Annotated in this window: 17 protein-coding genes and 1 pseudogene; 6 read left to right on the top strand and 12 right to left on the bottom strand. The window is 59.6% G+C overall.

Going from position 1 to position 20,982, the window contains the following annotated elements; genetic code table 11:
• The first annotated feature begins 63 nt into the window (after positions 1-63).
• Positions 64-1,605, top strand: a complete 1,542-nt coding sequence (locus ACYU70_RS03130; protein ID WP_342299396.1) for a hypothetical protein — start codon at positions 64-66, stop codon at positions 1,603-1,605.
• Between the two features lie 99 nt (positions 1,606-1,704).
• Here the strand turns inward: ACYU70_RS03130 and ACYU70_RS03125 are convergent, their stop codons facing one another.
• Entirely contained in the window at positions 1,705-2,826 is a 1,122-nt protein-coding gene (locus ACYU70_RS03125; protein WP_342299398.1) for a DNA topoisomerase IB, read from the bottom strand.
• A gap of 194 nt (positions 2,827-3,020) precedes the next feature.
• On the opposite strand from ACYU70_RS03125, the gene ACYU70_RS03120 reads away from it, so the two are divergent.
• A complete protein-coding gene (locus ACYU70_RS03120; RefSeq protein ID WP_342299400.1) occupies positions 3,021-4,124 on the top strand; it encodes an App1 family protein in 1,104 nt (367 codons plus the stop codon).
• Positions 4,125-4,129: 5 nt separating this feature from the next.
• Here the strand turns inward: ACYU70_RS03120 and ACYU70_RS03115 are convergent, their stop codons facing one another.
• The 6 genes and pseudogenes from ACYU70_RS03115 to ACYU70_RS03090 all read right to left on the bottom strand — a co-directional run bounded on the left by ACYU70_RS03115 (position 4,130) and on the right by ACYU70_RS03090 (position 14,449).
• Positions 4,130-7,480, bottom strand: a complete 3,351-nt coding sequence (locus ACYU70_RS03115) for an SNF2-related protein (RefSeq protein ID WP_342299402.1) — start codon at positions 7,478-7,480, stop codon at positions 4,130-4,132.
• Positions 7,481-7,559: 79 nt separating this feature from the next.
• Positions 7,560-10,898, bottom strand: a complete 3,339-nt coding sequence (locus tag ACYU70_RS03110; RefSeq protein WP_342299404.1) for a type I restriction endonuclease subunit R — start codon at positions 10,896-10,898, stop codon at positions 7,560-7,562.
• A gap of 23 nt (positions 10,899-10,921) precedes the next feature.
• Positions 10,922-12,154 (bottom strand): restriction endonuclease subunit S, encoded by a 1,233-nt coding sequence (locus tag ACYU70_RS03105; protein WP_342299406.1) that lies wholly within the window; start codon positions 12,152-12,154, stop codon positions 10,922-10,924.
• Positions 12,155-12,158: 4 nt separating this feature from the next.
• Positions 12,159-13,748 (bottom strand): annotated as a pseudogene (locus ACYU70_RS03100) (type I restriction-modification system subunit M).
• Positions 13,749-13,813: 65 nt separating this feature from the next.
• Positions 13,814-14,161, bottom strand: coding sequence for a hypothetical protein (locus tag ACYU70_RS03095; RefSeq protein WP_342299408.1), 348 nt, complete (start codon positions 14,159-14,161; stop codon positions 13,814-13,816).
• Between the two features lie 9 nt (positions 14,162-14,170).
• Positions 14,171-14,449: a hypothetical protein gene (locus tag ACYU70_RS03090; protein ID WP_342299409.1), complete on the bottom strand. Its 279-nt coding sequence runs from the start codon at positions 14,447-14,449 to the stop codon at positions 14,171-14,173.
• A gap of 250 nt (positions 14,450-14,699) precedes the next feature.
• Here ACYU70_RS03090 and ACYU70_RS03085 point away from each other — a divergent pair, with 250 nt between their 5' ends.
• Together ACYU70_RS03085 and ACYU70_RS03080 are read left to right on the top strand one after the other, a co-directional pair.
• Complete coding sequence (locus ACYU70_RS03085) at positions 14,700-15,224, top strand: hypothetical protein (RefSeq protein WP_342299412.1); 525 nt, start codon at positions 14,700-14,702, stop codon at positions 15,222-15,224.
• A gap of 111 nt (positions 15,225-15,335) precedes the next feature.
• Positions 15,336-15,743 (top strand): hypothetical protein, encoded by a 408-nt coding sequence (locus tag ACYU70_RS03080; protein ID WP_342299414.1) that lies wholly within the window; start codon positions 15,336-15,338, stop codon positions 15,741-15,743.
• A gap of 178 nt (positions 15,744-15,921) precedes the next feature.
• Here ACYU70_RS03080 and ACYU70_RS03075 read toward each other — a convergent pair whose 3' ends face one another.
• A complete protein-coding gene (locus ACYU70_RS03075) occupies positions 15,922-16,389 on the bottom strand; it encodes a YybH family protein (protein WP_342299416.1) in 468 nt (155 codons plus the stop codon).
• 105 nt (positions 16,390-16,494) lie between these two features.
• Complete coding sequence (gene mtgA, locus ACYU70_RS03070) at positions 16,495-17,256, bottom strand: monofunctional biosynthetic peptidoglycan transglycosylase (RefSeq protein ID WP_342299418.1); 762 nt, start codon at positions 17,254-17,256, stop codon at positions 16,495-16,497.
• A gap of 154 nt (positions 17,257-17,410) precedes the next feature.
• On the opposite strand from mtgA, the gene ACYU70_RS03065 reads away from it, so the two are divergent.
• The gene (locus ACYU70_RS03065) at positions 17,411-18,046 is read left to right on the top strand and encodes an LON peptidase substrate-binding domain-containing protein (protein ID WP_342299420.1); all 636 of its coding nucleotides are present in this window, start codon (positions 17,411-17,413) and stop codon (positions 18,044-18,046) included.
• A gap of 248 nt (positions 18,047-18,294) precedes the next feature.
• Here the strand turns inward: ACYU70_RS03065 and ACYU70_RS03060 are convergent, their stop codons facing one another.
• Together ACYU70_RS03060 and ACYU70_RS03055 are read right to left on the bottom strand one after the other, a co-directional pair.
• Complete coding sequence (locus ACYU70_RS03060) at positions 18,295-19,107, bottom strand: M48 family metalloprotease (protein ID WP_342299421.1); 813 nt, start codon at positions 19,105-19,107, stop codon at positions 18,295-18,297.
• Positions 19,108-19,215: 108 nt separating this feature from the next.
• A complete protein-coding gene (locus ACYU70_RS03055; protein WP_342299422.1) occupies positions 19,216-20,010 on the bottom strand; it encodes a murein L,D-transpeptidase catalytic domain family protein in 795 nt (264 codons plus the stop codon).
• Between the two features lie 127 nt (positions 20,011-20,137).
• Between ACYU70_RS03055 and ACYU70_RS03050 the strand changes: the two genes are divergently transcribed.
• Positions 20,138-20,551, top strand: a complete 414-nt coding sequence (locus ACYU70_RS03050) for a hypothetical protein (RefSeq protein ID WP_342299424.1) — start codon at positions 20,138-20,140, stop codon at positions 20,549-20,551.
• Positions 20,552-20,618: 67 nt separating this feature from the next.
• On the opposite strand, the gene ACYU70_RS03045 is transcribed toward ACYU70_RS03050, so the two are convergent.
• Positions 20,619-20,879, bottom strand: coding sequence for a hypothetical protein (locus ACYU70_RS03045; protein ID WP_342299426.1), 261 nt, complete (start codon positions 20,877-20,879; stop codon positions 20,619-20,621).
• Positions 20,880-20,982 lie beyond the last annotated feature (103 nt).

Here is a 20,982-nt window from a genome sequence, read left to right as displayed (position 1 = left end):
AAATCGGCCAGCCTTTTTCAGCCCCCAGCCGTTCAAAGCCCAACCCTATTACGCCGCTTGCTTTTGATACCCGTCCGTTTGCGCTTTTATACATTGATGGTAGGCGCACTGGCTGGGCTGCTCGGCACCGGCTGCGTGCGCAGGCAGTTTTTTCAGCCCGATGCCCGGCTCGATGCCACCGCCCCCCCGCCCGCCACAGCCGATAGCGTGCACCGGGCCACCGCCGGCCGGCAATACGCCCGGCACGGCGGGTTGTATAACGCGCTGGTGGGCCGGCACCACCGCCCCACCTGGGCGGCCCCGGTAGCCGCGCCGGTGCTGCACCTGGCCACCGCCCACCCCGGCGGCCTCACGCCCGGCAAAGTGGGAGGCGGCTTCAACAGCACCAGCCTGAGTCTGTCGAGCGCCGATGGCCGCGCCTACGTGGTGCGCACCGTTGACAAAGACCCCATTCGGGCCACACCGGAGCTGGTGCGGGGCACCTTCCTGGTGAATGTGCTGCGCGATAATATTTCCTCCACCAACCCCTACGCCGCGCTGGTGGTGCCGCCGCTGGCCGCCGCCGCCGGCGTGCCCCACGCCTCCCCGCGCCTGTTCTACGTTCGAGCCGACGACCCGGCTTTTCAGACCGATTCGCTGCGGCACTTCCGGGGCCAGCTGGCTTACCTGGAGGAAAAAGCCGCCCCCACCACCCCGCCGCCCGCCGCCATTATAAATAGCACCAAGGCTTTTGCCGCCGCTTTCGCCAGCCCCGAGCAGCGCTTTGCCCCCACCGACCTGCTCCGAGCCCGTCTGCTGGATGGCTGGCTGGGCGATTGGGACCGCCACCCCGGCCAGTGGAGCTGGGCCGTGACCCGCCCTACCGAGGCCGGCCCCGCCGCCCTCGTGCCACTGCCCAAGGACCGCGACATGGTCCTCTATCGCCTCGATGATGGCGCATTGGGCTGGCTCATCGGCCACGTATTTCTGCGCCACTGGGCCACGTTTGGCCCGCGCTATAAAAATCCATCGGGCCTGATGTCCTCCGGCCACTACCTCGACCAACGCATTCTCAATGGTCTGAGCCGCGCCCAGTTCCGGGCCGCCGCCATGGCCATGCAGCAGCGCCTGTCCGACACGCTCATTACCCGAGCGGTTCACCACCTGCCCCCGGCTGCCTTCGCCTTGGAAGGCCCGCGCACCATCGCTTCCCTGCAGGCCCGCCGCGCCGCCCTACCGACTTTGGCTGATGGCTTTTATCTTGGATTAGCCAGGCGCCCGCGCATCGGCGGCACGGCTCAAGCCGAGCAGTTCATCATCGAGCGCTATGCCGATTCGACGGTGGTAACGGTCCGGTCACTGGCGGCCGGTGCTATGAGTGTACCGCTGTTGCACCGTGCCTTTTTGCCGGCTGAGACGCGGCTTATTCAACTGGAAGGATTGGCGGGTGATGATGTTTTCACGGTTGAGAACCATGGCGCGAATGCGGCCAGCAAGCCTGCTATTCGCATTTACGGCGGCGCGGGCAATGATGAGTTTCGCGCGGGCAACGGTGGCCAGGGTATCCGATTCTCACAGGAAAGTGCGCCCGTTAAACGGGCTTACGACAAGCTGCCGGAGGAATAAGAAGCTGCATGAGATAGGGTGCGGGGCTTGCCCCCGCCCGTCGTCGAACATCAATCGTTCAACGACGGGCGGGGGCAAGCCCCGCACCCTACCTCCTTTTCAGGCTTGCGCCAGCATCTTCAGCACCAGCCGCTCCACTGGTGTTAGCGGGTCATCAGCGTGGGTTTCGGCGTCGTGCTTGCGCAAGAACTCAATCAGCTGGCCCGATTTGAACAGCTCCACCACCTGCGGGTGGATGTAATATTTTGAGCACACCGTGGGCGTGTTGCCCAGGCCGGTAGCCACTTCCTTCACGGCTTTTTTGATGACTTTTTCGGGGGCCAGCTGCGGCTCTTCGTTCAGCACGGCCTCCAGGCAGCTCACCATTTTCACGGTGCCGCCCCAAGTGCGGAAGTCCTTGGCCGAGAGCTGCAAGCCGGTGTGGCGGTGCAGGTAGTCGTTCACATCGCCCGATTCTAGGGCGTGGCGCTGCCCATCGGCAGAGTAAAACTGGAACAAGTGCTGGCCCGGAATTTCCTTGCACTTGCGCACCAGCCGGGCCAGTTTGGCATCGTGCAGGGTCACGTCGTGCGGCACGCCTTTTTTGCCCACGAAGCTGAAATTGACCTTGGCCCCTTCGATGGCCACGTGCTTGTCCTGCAAGGTGCTCAGGCCGTAGCTGGGTTTCGATTTGCCGTTTTTCTTCGCGTACTCCTTATTGCCGACGCGGATAAACGACTGGTCCATGAGCGTGAGCACCAGGGCCACCACTTTTTCGCGGTCGAGGGCGGCGCGGCGCAGGTCTTTGCGGAGTTGCTCGCGCAAGGGCCCCAGCTTTTCGCCGAAGGTGCGCAGGCGCGAAAACTTGGTGAGGCTGCGCACTTCGTCCCAAGCCGGGTGGTAGCGGTACTGCTTGCGGCCGAGGTTGTCTTTGCCCGTTACCTGCAAATGCGTGGTGGCCGAGGGCGAAATCCACACCTCCGTCCAGGCCGGCGGAATCACGAAGCTGCTAATACGAGCCAGCGTTTTTGGGTCGGTTATTTTCTGGCCTTTGGGGTCGTGGTACACGAAGTTTCCGGTGCGCGTGGGCTTGCGGGTCAGGCCGGGACCCTGGTCGGTGGCGTAGCGCAGCCCGGCCATTTCGGCCTGCCGGGCGGGGTCTTTGTACACGATATGCGCCTCATCCTGGGGCGGAAGCGACTTTTTACGGGTTTTGGGGTGAGCGGTGGCGGTGGTGGGCATGGATAGAGTAGAAGTAGCCTTGAATTTGGGCGTCGGGGTTTTACGGAAAAAGGCCAGCAGAGGCCGTACCACTGTAGCGCGGACTTTTAGTCCGCGAGTTCAAACGACTGCACATCACTTCAACACCCTTCTCTCGCAGACTAAAAGTCCGCCCTACATCAGCCATTGCCATCCCTCAGCCGTAGGTTTGCCCCATGAAGCTGCCTGCTGCTCTTTCCAATCTCTCCGAGTGGAGCGACCACCTCTACACCCGTTTCTCGGCCCGCCGCGGCTGGTTGCGCCCCCTGCAAATCGATGCTTACCGCAGCTACGGCACGGCCGAAAAGTTCTACATCAAAGGCCGCCTGCTGGCCGACCCCGGCCTGACCGCCGCCACCGCCACCGACTCCGGCTGGCGCAATTTCCGCAGCATGGTGCGCCGCTTCAACAGCCGCGAAGTGGCCGGGGCCGACCTCATCGCCGAGCTGCCCGACGGCAGCCAGCACCTCGTCACCACCGACGACGAAGGCTATTTCACCCTCGTTATCGAGCCGCACCAACTGCCCGCGCCCGTGGCCTACCTCTGGTACCCGGTGCCAGTGCGCGTAGCCCGGCTGCCCTCCTTCCTCCGGCCGCCCACTAAAGCTATTGCCACCGAAGCCGCCGTGCTGGTGCCACCCGCCAGTGCCGAGTTCGGCGTGATTTCCGACCTCGACGACACGGTATTTGAAACCAGCGCCACCAATATTTTCAAGATGCTGGGCCGCGTGCTGTTCAGCAATGCCCAGTCGAAACAGCCCTTTGAGGGCGTGGCCGAGTTCTACCGCCGCCTCCAGCACGGCCGCACCGGCCGGCCCGACAACCCGTTTTTCTTCGTCAGCAGCAGCCCTTGGAACCTCTACGACCTGCTCGCGGAATTCCTGAAGCTGCACGACATCCCCACCGGCCCGCTCCTGCTGCGCGACCTCAGCATTGCCCGCCCCAAAACCACGCCCCCGCCCGGCGTCACGGGCTCGGCCGCCATCCACTTCGCCCACAAGCTGCACGAAATCGACGACCTGCTCACCACCTACCCCACGCTCCCCTTCGTCCTGCTCGGCGACAGCGGCCAGGAAGACGCCCGCATCTACCGCGAAGTGGTGCGCCGCCACCCCGGCCGCATCCGCGCCATCTACATCCGCGACGTGCAGGTGCCGGAACGGGCCGCCCTGGTCGGGCCAATTATCGAGGAGCTGGACCGCGAAGACGTGCCCATGCTACTGGTAGCAGATTATGCGACGGCCGCCGCGCACGCGGCCACGCTGGGGCTGGTAGTGTAAAATTTCTAATCCACTAATTCAGATTGCTTGGCTACTCCAATAATGCAAGCAGCAATGCGATAATCTACAGTCGGCAATACTCCGGCTTCATCCAATAAATGCTGAAGTACCTCAATCGGTAACAGTATTTCAGCACCGTGCTTTTTCAAGGTTTTGAGGCTGATTATGTGCCGATGGTTCTTATTGGCCTGACGCAATTTTCTTACATGAGGTAATAACAACTGCAGCCAATGAGCCGCCAGCTTCCCGAAGTCAACCATGACTTCGTCGCGGCTGGATTCTGGTCCACTCAGCGTTTTTGCTGGCTGAAATAAACTCAGGACTTGGCGCAATAAAACGGCGCGAGGGTCAGAGGTTGATGCCTTGTCCTTTCCAATACTTTTCAGGTGCACCCGCACAATGGCTTCGCCTACTTCCAGAGCTCGCCGGGCACGGTTGGGCAAAAGCTGCCGTTCGGCAGCTTGCAGTTTTTGCAGGAAATGGTTCAGGTAATTATCGCCGTCTTCCCAAGCCAACGATTTGGCCGGCTGACCAGCTAAACGTAGCTGCAAGGCTTGACAAATGCGGCCTAAATCCGACTCGGGTGACTCATCGTCAACCAACATATACCAGTTGCCACTGCGGGTAGTGCTACTGCGTAGCGCGAAAAAGGCCCATGCCTGCTCAGCAGCAACGTAACTCACCCGGCACTTTACAGACTCGCGGGAAGTCCATATTTTTTCATACGTCGCTTGGGGTACCAGTTGATTAGGTCCTGTTTTAAGCTCGCGCACTGGTTGCAGCGCGTCCTGCAAGCCGGTCCAACGAGCTTCGTCGCGCCCAGCCTGACGAAAGGGATTCAACGATTTGGTAATGCTATTGTGCTCCAGCTTATCAACATAATCCGCCAAATGCTCATCAGGTAGCACTAGGTTGTTGCCGATTAATTGACCAGCATGTCGCAGGGCTTGAATCAGGTGTTCGTCCGCTTTTAGCGAGAAGGCCGGGCTGTCTTTAGGCCAGTAAGAAGCAATGGTTTCGTGAGGACTATCGAGGCGGTCTAGTCGTCCCAGGCGCTGCTCAGCCACGCGCAATACCGTGGGCATATCGAGTTGGACAAGGTCCGAGGTTTGCTGCAAGTTGAGCGACTCTGATACCACATCTGAGCAAAAGGCAACTATCCCACTGGCGGATGAACCCAGCTTAAAATCCCCTTCCAGCCGCCTACGGGCTTTTTGTTGGGCACCGGTTACCGTGAAACTTTCGAGGCCTGTCAGTTGCTGCTCCTCAAAAAGCATCCGCAACCGCTCCAGTGTAATGAGCGAATGGTCGAATGCCAGCACCAGCTTATGATTACCCTCGCCCAATAATTTGGCAATGAGTTGCACCTTGCCGCGCTCACGCGACTCCGTAAGTTGACTGAGTAATTCCAATAGCTCCCGGTAAATAGCAATTTCAGCTGCGCAATGAACCTGCCATGCAGCCGCGTCGTGCAGCCAGGGCTGGGGGATTAGCGCGGTTGGCAGCTTTTCCGGGTCACGTTTAGGTAAGCTGCCAGCACTCAGCACAGCTTCCAATTGCTGAATTACTCCCTGTGTTTTAAGCCTGGTGGCAGGCAATTCTACAAGGCCAAAAGCATCAGCCGCAGCTTGAGCACCGGCTAAGTGCTCATATAAAGCCGCATTGGAAGAACGTAATGCCTGGCGCAAAGTGAACCGGGCCAGATATGGCGCTAACTCCACTCGCTTCTCCAGGTACCGACGCTTTTCTTCGTCGGTCAGGTAATGGCTTTGCTTGGGGTTCAGGTCAAGCAAATAGCGAATACCAACTAATTGCTCGGCTACCTCACGCATTCGCTCAGCAATTTTCTGGTCTGCGGAGGTTTCCTCGGTTTTATAAGGATGCGGCTTGTGATCAGGATAATTGCAGCCACGCAACGGGACCGGCCGCTCATACTCTTTTGGCTGGCGTTTTATCTGGCTGGTTAATTCGTAGCGAGTACGACGCAACAGAAACTGGCCCACAAACTGGCGCAGCTGTTCCACATCAGCTTCATCGAACCTGCGCAGGGGCTTGCCACGCAGCCGTTCCAGCGTGAGCAAGTCGTTATCGGACAGGTTATCTACGTCCAGCAATTCGATTAGCCGAAGCAAGTCGGTAGCATGCCGGTTCAGGGGCGTAGCCGTGGTCAGGAGCAAATGCTGGTAGCTGTGCTGCACTAGCTGCTGGGTGCGCAGGCTGCGCGCATTGAGGTAGCGGTGTGCTTCATCCAGCACCAACACATCGACCAATTGCAGCTTTTCGCGGATGCGGTACGGGTCGGGTGCACCTTCCTTCTTACTGAGTTGTCCGCCTGAAATGCGTTCTACCCCGGCCCGGCCCAGTTTCAGGCAGCAATCCTGCCAGTCATCCAAGATGGATGGCGGCGCAACCACAGCCAGATTGAGCGGCCGGGGCTGCCGGGCTTGTTTGCGTCGTTCCAAAGCCACCAGTAAGGTGCCGACCAACTTGGTTTTGCCCGAGCCGGTGGGGTCAGCCACTAGCACGTTGCCGAGATGGTCGAGCACGTAAAGCGCCTGCGCTACGCCTTGCCGCTGGTGCGGCCACAGCCTGGGCGCATCGGCCAGCAGGCCACCGGCTTCAAATAGCGAGTCGCCCTCCAGAATTTCGGCAATGGCACGGGCCAGGGCTTCGGGCCAAGTCACGACTTGCAACAGGGACTTGAGCAGTTCTACTGCTCGGGCATTATAATCAACGCCCTCGTCCCAGAAATTTTGCCCTAGCTGCCGCACGTACTCATAACGTTTGGCAATAGCGCGGCTGCGACTTTGGCGCTTATAGCGCACGTTGGCTTCAATCTGCCGGTTCATGCCCAGGCCGTAGGGGCTGAAATTGCTCGACCCCAGCATGGCGTGGGTGTTGCCCACGTAGAGCTTGGCGTGCAGTCCATCCAACAGCCGCATTTGCAGCCAACCTTGTGGCGCTTCCAGCAGGGCAATGGTGCGCAGAATGGCGCCGCCGTGCACAATGGAAATGCCGCGCCGCAGCCAGTAATCCCGGATTTCATTGGCCAGCGGCTGGTGCACCGGCCACCCTTTTTTATCGCGGGCCCTGGGTTCCTGCTCAAAACCCAGCATCACCCGCACCGCCTGAAATGGCGGCAACTGATGCTTATTCCCTCCGAACAGGGTTACCAGCTCGCTCAGTGAAGTGAAGCCCGTAATGATGCCATATTCGGTCGAAGCCTTCAGGTCGCGCAAAAACCAAGGCCCTACCCGCTGCTGCCTGGGCAACCAGTTAATGGGAAGGAGGTGTTGCGGCGGCCACTTCGGGCCATCGAAATTTAGGACGTGCTGGGTAGAGTTAGGTTTAGGCACGAGGAAGCAAGAGAGTGAATTTTTAACATATCAAATGTAAATACTTCTTCACCTCACACTGGCTTATACCGAGATATTCCTACTTCTTTGTCAGTTCATTCGCAATCAACTCCGCCTGCTTCAGCACCGTTTCCGTCGCCAGCAGCTCCATATCGGGCGGGTAGCCGAACTGGCGCAGGGTGCGCTTCACAATGACTTTCAGCTTGGCCCGCACGCTTTCCTTGATGGTCCAGTCGATAGAGGCATTGCTGCGCACCCGCTCGGTGAGCACCACGGCCAGTTCGCGCAGCTTGTCTTTTTGCATCAACTCCTGGGCGCTGTCGTTGTTGGCCACGGCCGAGTAGAAGGCGTACTCATAGTCGGTGAGGCCCATGGCGGCGGCTTCGCTGTCCATGCCGGCTACTTCTTCCCGGCCCAACTTGATGAGGTAGTCGATAACCTCGGCAGCGGTGATAATCTTGGCGTGGTAGCGCTTGATGGCGCTTTCCAGCATTTCCATCAGCGACTTGCTTTTCACCAGGTTGTATTTGGCGCGGGCTTTTATCTCGTCGCGCAACAGCTTCTGCAGCACTTCCAGCGCAATATTCTTGTGCTGCATGCCCTTCAGCTCCAGCAGGAATTCCTCCGAGAGGATGGAAATATCGGGCTTCTTGATGCCGGCCGCGTCGAACACGTCAATTACCTGCTCCGACACCAGCGCCTTGTCAATCACCTGCCGGATGGTGGTTTCGATGTCTTCGTCGCTGCGGCCCGAGCTGCCGGTGGTGAATTTAGCCAGCCGGGCCTTCACGGCCTGAAAAAAGCCGATTTCTTCCTTCACAGCCATGGCCAGCTCGTGCGGAATGGCAATGGCAAATGCTTGCGACAGCGCCGTTACCTCGTAGATGTAGCGCTTCTTCCCATCGGGCAGCCCCAGGACGTGGTCCTCGGCGGCCAATATCATCGACAGCTTTTGAGCGGTGCCGGCGTCGTAGTAGTGGTCGTAAGCAAAGCCATGGTACATGGCTTGCACCACTTCCAGCTTCTCCGCCATCAGGGCCACGGCCTGTATTTGGGTTTCGGCCGGGTCGCCTTTGCCGCCGGCATCGGAATAGAAGGCCAGCGCCTTTTTTAGGTCGGAGGCGATGCCCAGGTAGTCCACCACCAGTCCGCCGGGTTTGTCCTTGTACACGCGGTTGACGCGGGCAATGGCCTGCATCAGGTTGTGGCCCTGCATAGGCTTATCGATGTAGAGCGTGTGCATGCTCGGGGCGTCGAAGCCCGTAAGCCACATGTCGCGCACTATCACTAGTTGCAGCGGGTCGGCGGGGTCTTTCATGCGCTCGGCCAGGGCGCGGCGCTGGGCCTTGTGGGTGTGGTGCTTCGCAATGTCGGGCCCGTCCGACGAGGCCGAGGTCATCACCACTTTCAGGCGTCCTGTTGTCAGGTCGTCGGTGTGCCAGTCGGGCCGCAGGGCCACAATGGCCGCGTACAGCTCGGCCGCGATGCGCCGCGACATGGCCACTATCATCCCCTTACCCTCAAATACTTCCTGCCGCTGCTCGAAGTGGGCCACGATGTCGGCCGCGATTCTGCCGATGCGCTGCTCGCTGCCAATCAGGGATTCGAGCTGCGTCCACTTGGCTTTGGCCTTCTGGGGGTCGCTCAGCCCTTCCTGGTCCAGGCTTTTGTCGAGGTCGGCCACCAGCTTTTTGCCTTCCTCGCTCAGGCTCACTTTGGCCAGGCGGCTTTCGTAGTAGATGCGCACTGTGGCACCGTCTTCCACGGCCTGGGCGATGTCGTAGATGTCGATGTAGTTGCCGAACACAGCCGGGGTGTTCACGTCGGTTTTCTCGACCGGCGTACCCGTGAAGCCCAGGTAGGTGGCGTTGGGCAGGGCGTCGCGCAGGTACTTGGCAAAGCCGTACACCACTTTTTTGCCCACCACGTCGCCGGCCTCGTTTTTCACGTCCACGGTTTTGGCCTTGAAGCCGTACTGCGTGCGGTGGGCCTCGTCGGCAATGACGACGATGTTGCGCCGCGCCGACAACTCCTCGTACACGTTGCCTTCCTCGGGCTGAAACTTCTGGATGGTGGTGAACACCACCCCGCCCGAGCCCACGCGCAGCAGGGTTTTCAGCTCCTGTCGGTCTTCCACCTGCCGGGGCTCCTGGCGCAGCAGCTGCGTCGAGCCGGCGAAGGTATCGAACAGCTGGTCGTCGAGGTCGTTGCGGTCGGTGATGACCAGCACGGTGGGGTTGTCGAGGGCCAGCACGATTTTGCCGGTGTAGAACACCATGCTCAGGCTTTTGCCGCTGCCCTGGGTGTGCCACACCACACCGGCCTTCTGGTCGCCGAAGGGCTGGGCTTTCACGGTGGGCAGGCCGTAGCGGACAGGGTCTTCCTGGGCGTCGGGGGCTTTCTGAACGTCATGCTGAGCTTGTCGAAGCATCTCTACCGCTTCGTCGCTCGATTGATTTACTGCTGCACGCGAGATGCTTCGGCTGCGCTCAGCATGACGTTCTGTTAATTCGCCTGTCTCCGGCGTGTGCCCGGCCGCCCGCAGGGTGGAAGCCACCGCCGCGTTCACCGCATAGTACTGGTGGTAGGCCGCCACCTTCTTCACCGTGGTAATGGCAATTACCCCCGTCTTGGGGTCTTCCTTTTTCGACTTCTCGAACACCACGAAGTGGCGCAGCAAATCCAGCAGCGTGGCCGGGCCCAGCATGCCCCGAATCAGGGTTTCGAGCTGGCCCACCAGCGGCGAGGCTTCGGCCAGGCCGTCGGCCGACTTCCAGGCCATGTAGCGGCTCAGGCCCGCCGACAGCGAGCCGGCCCGGGCTTCGTGGCCGTCGGAGATGACCAGCAGGCCGTTGTAGGTGAACAGGCCCGGAATGAGGGCCTTGTAGGTTTCGAGCTGCTTGTAGGCGGTCTGGAGGGTGGCTTTCTCGTCGGCGGCATTTTTCAGCTCCAGCACCACCAGCGGCAGGCCGTTCACGAACAGCACCAGGTCGGGGCGCTTGGTGTGGCCGTTTTCCACTATCGTGAGCTGGTTCACGGCCAGGAACTCGTTGCGGTCGGGGTGCTGGAAATCGACCAGCCACACCACCTCGCCCCGCTCCTGCCCGTCCTGCTGCCGGCCCACTTTCACGCCCTCGGTGAGCAGGCGGTGAAACGTTTCGTTGTTGGCCAGCAGCTCGGGCGAGGCAATGTCGCGCACCTGCCGCAGGGCATCTTCGCGGGCCTCGGCCGGCACGGTGGGGTTGAGGCGCGCGATGGCGGTGCGCAGCCGCTCCAGCAGCAGCACATCGGCCCAGCTGGCCCGCTCGGCGGTGGGCTCGCCGGGGGCCAGCGCCGGCCCGTAGCCGTACTGATACCCTAGCTGCTCCAGCAGCTCGATGGCGTATTCTTCGATTGCGTTTTCGGTGAGTTTCGCCATGGGTAGAGGGGCGGGAATGGGGGTTAGTAGGCGACGCGCACCTCCCCGCTCATCAGCTTAGGGAGCAGCGTGTCGCGCAGGGTGGAAAGGGTTTGAATCACGCGCCGGTCTTTATCGGCTTTATCAATAAATCCTTGGGTTATCGAGGAGAATTCTTCAGCCTTTTCAATAGATGGGATTCTCACTTTAATATTCAGAATGTCTTCTGGTCTTATTCGCTGGTGGCTTCCGCTTGTACCAGAAGCAGCCATTGTCATTTCGCCAACAACATCTTCCGATTTAATAAGGAAATAGAAGTACGCATACAGGCTCTGCTTTTTAGGTTTGAAAACCTGAAATTCAGTTGAACAGACCGAATTATCCTCTATACTATTACCGATTGCCCATATTCTGGGAAAGCGAGGATTCAACTTTGAAATCAAAATGGTGTTGGGTGAAACCTCGTACTTATTGCTCAATATTTCTAGTCCCAATTCCCGAGTTGGAACTTGCCCATTATCATAGGCTGGCAAACTGTATTGGTGGTACATCACCGTGGGATTAGCAACAGGATTTATGCCCACTTTAAGATGAGTAGCAATGTCTCCCACTTTGCGCTCTTCCCACTCATCCTTTGCCTCCTCCACAAACCACTGCCGAAACAGCGTTTCCGCCAAGGCTTCCAAGGTGGCATTTTGCCGATGCAGCAGGTCTATTTTGTCATCTAGGCTGCATAAGACACCGGCAATGGCTCGTTGTTCCGCCAACGGTGGCAGTAATATTGGATACCGTCCTATGCTACCTCCACTGATATTTTCTTGGGCGCTATTACTGTCGATATTATTCTGAATGAACAATTGAAAGTCCTCCCCAGAAAGACAGTAGTAAACAAAATCATTGCTAATACCCGGTTTTGACTTGATTTTAGCAACGCGCTGATTTATCAACGCCGTTTTATTAAGCTTAACTCGTCCAACTTTCCCAATAGTCGCACCCGTCATTGCAACCACGTAATCGCCGAAAGAAATACGATATTTATCAAGCTTGCCTTTAGCGTAATTTAAAGTAACAACTCTGTCTGTGTTGTTAAAATCAACAAAGCCTTGGTTTATGTCTTTTATCTTGATTACGACCTCGCCACGACTACCAAATTCTTGGCTTTTGAACGCAAAGCCAGGGATAATATCAGCGACCTCATCTAGCAGTGTATCTTTCCACTCATTGGCGCTAGCGATTTCTGCTACTTCCCCCCACATTATTTCCGTCTGCCCGCTCATATCTCTACGCCGTTAAAATCTTCGCCAGGTTATCCGCAATCAGCTTGTTCAGCACGCTTTCCTCGCTTAGCTGCGCCTCCAGTTCCGCCCGTAGCGTGGTGAAGCGCTCGGTGAAGTCAAACTCGTCGTCGTCGTCGGGCAGGCCCACGTAGCGGCCGGGGGTCAGCACGTAGTCCAGCTCCTGCACCCGCGCCAGGGGGGCGGCCATGCAGAAGCCGGGCACGTCCTCGTAGCTGCCGCCGGTGGTGCGCCACTGGTGGTAGGTGTCGGCAATTCGTTTGATGTCGTCGTCGCTCAGCTCGCGGGTGCGGCGGTTCACCAAGAAGCCCAGGTTGCGGGCGTCGATGAAGAGAATCTCGCCGCTGCGGTCGCGGAAGCGGGCATCGCCCCGGCGGTTGCGGTTCATAAACCACAGGCCGGCCGGAATCTGGGTGTTCAGAAACAGCTTGGCCGGCAGGTTCACGATGCAGTCGATGAGGCCGGCCTCCACCAGCGCCCGGCGAATGTCGCCCTCGCCCGAGCTTTTGGAGGTGAGCGCCCCCTTGGCCAGCACCACGCCCGCCTGCCCCGTGGGGGCCAGGTGGTGGATGAAGTGCTGCATCCAGCCGAAGTTGGCGTTGCCGGCGGGCGGCACGCCGTACTTCCAGCGGCCGTCGGCGCGCAGCAGCTCGCCGCCCCAGTCGCTCACGTTGAAGGGCGGGTTGGCGATGATGTAGTCGGCCTTCAGGTCGCGGTGCGCGTCGTTAAGGAAGGAGCCCTCGCTGTTCCACTTCACCTGCGAGCTGTCGATGCCCCGGATGGCCAGGTTCATCTTGGCCAGCCGCCAGGTGGTCTGGTTGCTTTCCTACCCGTAGATGGAAATGTCGTTCAGGCGCCCCTGGTGCCCGGTCACGAACTTCTCGGAGTGCACAAACATGCCGCCCGAGCCGCAGCAGGGGTCGTACACGCGGCCCTCGTAGGGCTCCAGCATTTCCACTAGCAGTTCTACCACGCTGCGCGGGGTGTAGAACTGCCCGCCCTTCTTGCCCTCGGCCAGCGCAAACTCGCCCAGGAAATATTCGAAGACGCGGCCCAGCACGTCGGCGCTGCGGGCCTTAGCGTCGCCCAGCGCAATGTTGCCCACCAGGTCAATTAACTCGCCCAGGCTGGTGGGGTCCAGGTTCTGGCGGGCAAATACCTTGGGCAGCACGCCCTTCAGCGGGGCGTTATCTTTTTCAATCCAGTCCATGGCATTGTCCACTGCCCCGCCAATGCCCACGGTGATGTCCTTGCCTTCAGTGTCTTTGATGAGAATCTGGCTGGCCTTGGCGTGGTTTTGCAGGAACTGCCAGCGGGCATACTCGGGCACGAAAAACACGTTTTCAGCCTTGTATTCGTCCTTGTCTTCGGGGTCGGCCCCGGCGTATTCGCCCTCGCCGGCCAGCAGTTTGGCGTAGTGCTCCTCGAAGGAATCGGAAATGTATTTGAGGAAGATGAGGCCCAGCACAATGTGCTTGTACTCGGCGGCATCAATGTTTTTGCGGAGCTTGTCGGCGGTTTTCCAGAGTTGCTTTTCCAGCGGCTCCTCGGCGGTTTCTTTCTTGGTCTTGGCCATTTTTATTTATTCATTCCTGCGGCGAGCCTGCGCCCGCTGCCTATCCATTGTCACAAGTTCGGCCGTTAGACTTTATACTTCATCAGCACGCCCTCCTGCACTTCCACAAAGCCGAAGTTTTTCAGCGGGAAGTAGGCAAAGCGGCGGGCCTGCTCCATCTCGTCCCAGGCTTCGTCCAGCACGAAAGAGTTGCCCAGCGCGAGTACGGTGCTCTGCCCGTCGTTGGTGACCGATTTAATGTGATAAATTCTTTTTACACCGCGCTCGCCCGATATCCAATAGGGAGCGGCGTACCGCGCCTGCCAGCCCGCAAAGTTGGGCACGCCCAAATTCAGGTTGATGAAAATCAAGTCATCGTGTTTCACGAAGTCTTTGAACTCTTCGGTTTCGGGCACTACCATTACGTGAATCATACCAGGGGTCTATTTGAGTTTTTCGATGGTGATGCCGTCTTCATGGAACAGGTAGCTGCCGGGGCGCAGCAGGTAGGTATCGTTGGGGTCGGCCTGCTCCTTCCGGTTAGTGAATTCGTCCCTGTCCCAGAATATGTATTCCTCTTCCTCGCAGCTGACGGTCCCCTGGTATTTGTTATTGATTTTAAACGTCTCGCCCGGCTCCACTTCCATCGTGTCGATGTCGAACCCTCGTTGATACAACGAGCCGGTGGTGGGCATAATCTGGACTTCGAGCGTGTCACTCATGGTAGTTTGGGGGGCTGAGAGCAGCCTGATTAGATTCAGCAGCTTGCGCAGCGGCAGCCAGTGAATTGTGTGGATAAAGGGGGGCGCAAGCTAGGCAAAAAAAGCGTGCCGTCGGCTGTATTTCTTTTAATGAGCAGCCCTTTTGCTTCCGCTTTCCACCTCTTGCCAAAAAGCGGAAGCAAAGCCGGCCCATAATTGCTTCCGCTTTTTAACGTTACCTAAAAACCGGAAGCAACACAACTCTTACACAATGCCCACCCCTACCGTGTTATTGGCTCAATTGCGCGCATTTTTTGGCCTCAGCCAAACTGAATTGGGCAATTACTTCAATTTGAGCAGAGAAGTAATATCCCAGGTTGAGCGCGGCCTGCGCCCCCTGCCCCTCCCCGCCGCTCTGCCCCAGGCCGCCCTCACGCTGGCCCGGCAAAGCACCCAGGCCGAGCCCGCCCCCGAAGCCCCCGACACCGCCGCCCTACAAAAGCACCAGCGCGCCTGCCAGCACCGCGCCGACCAGCTCACCTACGAGCTAAGCCAGATACCGCCCCGCGCCACTTGGGCCAGAAGGCGGCTGGCGACCCTGCCCGTGCTCACGGCCGCGCTGGCCCCGGCGGGCACCGCAGCCCCGGCGTGGCTGGCAGGCTTCGTGGCTGAAGCCCGCACCGAGTTGGACCGTAGCGGGAGCACCGCCCAGGCCCGGCTGCGGGTACGCATTGCCGGGCTGCGGGCCGAAGCTGAGGCGGCCGCGCAGGAGCTGGCCGCAACGGAAACGTCATGAAAAGATTGTGTGATTTACTGCACAATATAGATTGGTTGATAGTGGTTTAGGGGCCAACGGAGCGCGGGAGCGAGCCGGCAGTTTCAACTACCCTTTTCACTGTTTACACTTATGGCTTTTTCCGTAAATCTGCTCACTACCATCGCCGAGTGCGACGCCCTGCTCGCCACCAAACAGCGCGAGCGCACCGGCCTGGCGAACCGCCTCAACAACCTCCAGTTTCAGCTCGACAACTGGGACGATTCTACCAGCGCTACCACCGAGCTAACTGCCACCCAGGCCCTGATTGCCGGCCTCACGCCCGTAGTAGCCGCCCTGGCCGACGGCGACGACAAGCGCCGCAACCAGAACATGCTCAACCGCTACGAAACCCGCGCCAACAACCTCACCAGCAAAGTGGAGAACTACGGAACCACCGCCCTGCTCGAAAAAGAGTTGGACCGCGATACCCTTACCGACGGCATTGCCACGCTCGATACCTTCGTGGCCGCCGTGACGGCCCGCCGCGACAAAATATAGGCAAACGCTGTTATTTCCATCGAAAAAGCCCGTTCCGGTTTGGAGCGGGCTTTTTTTATTCTGTCATCCTGAGCTTGCGAAGGACCTTATCACGCTTGCCATCGTTTCGATTACGGCAAAATTATTCAATGGTGAGAAGGTCCTTCGCAAGCTCAGGATGACAGACGACAGGGTCGCGCTACTGGCTGCTGTTGGTGTGGTCGGCCACCACCACCCACTTGCCTTCCACCTGCCGCAGCACCAGCAGGAAATACCCCTGCAAATCGCCCAGCGCCGCCGGCCGCGCCAGGTGCCAGCGCCCCACCACCTGCGCCGCCGTGGGGGCCACCAGCGTCACGCGCAGCCCGCTGAAATCCAGTTGGCCCATAGCGGCCGCGTCAGGGTAATTCTTTTGATAGTTGGCTAGCGTGGGCTGCCAGCCATAAGTCGGCCCCTTCCGCCCGATGAACACCAGCGAATCGGACTTCCAGTAGCCCTGCATGAAACCGGGAATGTCGCCCCGGTTCCAGGCCGCCGTTTGGGTCGTGAGCACCTGCACGATGGCCCGGCGGGCCGCGGTGGGGTTATCGGTGGCTGCTGAACGTGCCGTGGTGCAGCCGGCAAGGCTCAGGCAGCACAGGCATATTAGGTACAAAGTCTGCCGCATAATTTGAACGATTGTAGAGACGCGACCCATCGCGTCTCGGCGTTGAACGGTTGATTGAAACGACACCCAGGCGGCGCGACCGCCGAGACGCGATGGGTCGCGTCTCTACTTCAGCATCTCGGCCACGTAGCGGGTGCCGCCCAGCCGGCGCATATTCCGCAGCACCCGCAGTTGCTTGGCCCGCGCCACCGGCCCGGGGTTCGAGGCCCGGAAGCGGAGCGGATTGGGCAGCACCCCGGCCAATAGCGCCGCCTCAGCCGGGCTCACCTGGCTGGCGGGCTTGCCAAAGTAGCGCTGGCTGGCGGCCTCCACGCCGAAGGTACAATCCCCCATCTCGGCCACGCTGAGGTACATTTCCATGATGCGGCGCTTGCTCCAGAGTGTCTCAATGAGTACCGTGAAATACGCCTCGGCGGCCTTGCGTATGTAGCTGCGGCCCTGCCACAGAAACACATTTTTGGCCACCTGTTGCGAGATGGTGCTGCCGCCCACGATGTGCTTGCCGTCGCCGTTCCAGTTGCGTTTGGCGGCGTTGGTCAGCGCATCCAGGTCGAAGCCGTGGTGGATGAGGAAGCGCTGGTCTTCGGCCGCCACCAAGGCCAGGGGCACGCTGGGCGCCACTTCGTCGAGGCTGCGGAACCGGTAGCGAATGTGCCGGGGCTCCTCCTGAATGCCGTAGTAGCCCAGGCCCACCGGCGCGTGGGCGCGGCGGTCCAGCATCAGCCAGGTGGCTGGGGGCGATACCCAACGGTAAATCAGCACCCAGGCAATGGAAGTCAGAAACAGCGCGGCCGCCACTTGCAGCAGCAGGCGGCCGGTTCTTTTGAGCAGTATGGAAACGTCGGGAATCAGCTTGGCAGATGGCATGGAGCGCAAAAGTAGCGGGGCCGGCGGGGTTTTGGCTTTCGCGCCTACCTTGCCGCCGGCTTCACCCGCCACGGGTGCCATCCGGCCGCCCAAAACCCAACTGCTGCCTCCCGTTGTTAAGCCGGTAGTTACATCCCTTTTCGTTCCGCTGCCCATGGCCCGCCTGATTCCGCTGTTCCCACTAAATCTGGTCGTTTTTCCGGGCGAAAAACTGAACCTGCACATCTTCGAGCCCCGCTATCGGCAGCTGGTGCGCGAGTGCATTGAGCAAAATACCACTTTCGGCATCCCGCCCTACCTCGACAATTCCCTGAGCGAGCTAGGCACCGAAATGCGCCTCATCAGCGTGGAGCAAACCTACGCCAGCGGCGAGCTCGACATCCGCACCAAGGCCGTGGGCGTGTTTCGCATCAACAAATTTTACCGCCAGGCCCCCGGCAAGCTCTACGCCGGTGGCCTCGTCGAAGACGTGGTGCAGGACGACGTGCCCGACCCGGTACTGCGCGAAATCATCACCAAGCAGGTCCGCCAGCTCTACGAAGCCCTCGGCCTGCGCAAGCTGCTGCTGGAGCTGGCCCCCGACTACTGCATCTTCGACGTGGCCCACCACATCGGCTTCAGCACCGAGCAGGAATACCAGCTCCTGGCCACCACCAGCGAGCAGGAGCGCCAGGAAATGGTCCGCGAGCACCTCGACACCATCCTGCCCGTCGTGCTCGAAACCGAGCGCCTCAAGGACCGGGTGCGGCTCAATGGCCACTTCAAAAACCTGACGCCGCCTAACTTCTAGCCGTCTGTCATTGCGAGTGGAGCGCAGCGGAACGCGGCAACCGAAGGTCAGCGTAGCTAATCCGTCCTGTCAAAACCAGACACTTTCTTTTAGCAGAAAGCCCCAATACTGCGAAGTATCGGGGCTTTCTGTTGTTAAAAAAGGCGTTGTCACATCACAAGGCTAGTCGCTTATGAGAGGACGGATTAGCTACGCTGACCTTCGGTTGCCGCGTTGCGCTGCGCTCCACTCGCAATGACAAACGGCCGCTACTGCTTCAACCCGGCCGGTACGCCCTGCGGGTATTCGGCCGCAATTTCCTTTTGCAGCTCGCCAATCCGGTTGCCTGGGTCGGGGTGCGTGCTCAGGAATTCGGGCGTGCTGCTGCGGCCTTCCTGGCTTTGCAGCATTTCCATCACTTTTATCATGGCACGAGGGTCGTAGCCAGCTTTAGGCGTGAAATCCACGGCCAGCTTATCGGCCTCCAGCTCGTCGTTGCGGCCGAAACGCAGGCTGATAACCTTGGCAATGGCGGCGGCTACAGCCGCTTTAGCCACTGAGCTGCCGGGGCTGTTGGGGTCATACGAGGCAATGGTGGCAGCCCCGGCCAGGCCCTGCGTCAGGTTCGATTTAGCCACCTGCGCCGCCGAGTGCCGGCCCACCACATGGCCAATTTCGTGCGCCAATACGCCCGCCAGCTGCCCTTCCGAGGTCAGGTTTTTCAGCAAACCCTGGGTAATGAACACCTGCCCACCGGGCAGCGCGAAGGCATTGATGGTATGGTCATCAGCCAGCAGGTGAAACTGGAACTTGTAAGGCGTCTGACCCGCCTTCGTGCTGCTGATGATTTTCTGGCCCACCGCCTGCACGGCGGCCGTGGCGCGGGCATCGGGGCTTTCGCCGCCGTACTGGGCGGCCATTTCGGGGGCCGCCTGCACGCCCAGGGCAATTTCCTGGTCGGCGCTCATGTTAACGTGTTGGGTTTCGCCGGTCACCTCATTCTTAGAGGTATTGAAATAGTAGCCGAACAGAGACACCGCCGCCACAATGATGGCAATGATGAAACGGAGATTTAAGCGCATGACAGGGGGAAGAAAAAGGGTGAAAAAGAAACGGGCGCAGCCATAGCTCACTGCTACGGGCTGCGCCCGATGCGCTTTAAACGCACCTTTCAACTTCTGGTTATTTAATTATTGCATTCGCCCAGTGCCGCCGCGCTGGCTGGCAAATGCCGAAGCCGCCGTGTCCACGTTCAGCCACTGCGAGCGGTAGCCCGCGCCCGCCGGCCCGTGCAGGTATATCACGCTCCCGCCCCGAATGGTTTTCACAATGGCTTCCGTCTCAGCCACTGGCAGCGCCGGGCAACCTTGGCTGCGCCCCAGGCGGCCGTGGGCTTTCACAAAATCCTCGCACACGTACTCGGCCCCGTGCACCACCACGGCCCGGCTTTCGGCGTTGGAATTGAAGCCTGGGTCCATGCCTTCAATTTTCAGCGACAGGCCGTGTTTGCCTACGTAAGTAGTTGGAGCCGTGCGATAAAACCCCAGGCTGCTCATCTCTGAGCCGTCCTTGTTGGAAAACGCCAGCGGCCGGTCCTCCCCGCTGGCTTTGCCGTGGGCCACCAGCGTATGAAACAGCACTTTGCATTTTTCTACGTTGATAACCCACAGCCGCTTTTGCTGGCTGGATTGGCTAAAGTCAATCAGGGTGAGCACCGGCGGGGCCGCCGCGTAGTTGCCCGATGAGCGCAGGTTGTAGTAGCCCGCCAGCCCTTCCCGAAACACCGGCAATGACAATCCGGATGCACCCAGGCCCATTTTGGCATACATTGCCACGGCCTGCTGCATAAAGGCTACCTGGTAGTAGGCCCGCCGGGCTGGTACCGGCAGTGCCCCTACAACCGCCTTTTGGCTCTGGGCCGCCGCCGGGTTGGCAGCCGCAAACAGACCCAATACCGCAATAGTGGAAAAAAACTTTCTGGTCATCAAATAATTAAAGCTATATGAGATTTGAATAATTTTTATACAAGCCCCTATACACAGCCAAGCCAAAAATAGTGCTTAGTTTCGCTAAGTCCCTACCATCCCCAAACGTTTATTTCGCTTTTTTCTGATGTCAGCCGCTTTTTTTTCTCCTTTTTTTAAGCAGCTGGCCGGTGTGGCCCTTGGCAGCGCCCTCTTATTTGGCTGCGGGCACGCCCTGCCCCAGGTGCCCGGCTTCGATGCCACCGCCTGGCGCGCTGACCCTTACGCCTGCAAAAACCAGCGCCGCGCGGCCCTACCCGCCCTCACCAAAGCCAAAGAGCAGCTCTACGAAGCGCGCGCCGATGACGTGAACGCCCTGCTCGGCCCGCCCGATGAGGAAGAGCTGCGGGCCGGCACCGAAAAAGTGTACTACTACTACCTAGAGCCCGGCTCGCAGTGCAATCCCGGCCATGCCCGCTCGGGCGCAGCCTGCATCAGCCTGCGCTTCGGCCCGCTGGGCACCGTCACCGAAGTGCTGACCGACCCGCTGTCAACAAAATGAAGCTGTTTAGACAAAAAAAGGCCCGCCAAAATATTGGCGGGCCTTTCTTGTATTAGCGGTGGAAATTTTAACCGAGGCCGTTGCCGGTGTTGGCAGGGGTGTTGTTGGGCTGGCCGTTTTGCTGCTGGAGCTGGCTGAGCTGCGAAGGCGTGAGAATGCGGCTGCACTCCTGCTCAAACTGCGCTTCCAGCTCGGCGGCTTTGGCGGCGCGGGTGGCCTCATCGGCTTTGTATTGCTGGTCGATGCTGTGCAGGCCGGCCAGCTTGGTCCGATTCAGGGGCAACAGCTTCAGAAACTGGCCCTCGTTGAGATGAAGCCGATTGGTCATCTCCCGGGTTTCGGCTACGGCGGCTTGTTCGGCGGAGGATTTCCGGACTACGGTAATTCTTGCACTTGGGTGTTCGGAGAGCCGGTCCGACATCTGAGCACGG

This window comes from Hymenobacter segetis, from assembly GCF_054776495.1.
The sequence above is the reverse complement of the archived record's forward strand: the minus strand, read 5'-3'. Positions and strand labels throughout refer to the sequence as shown.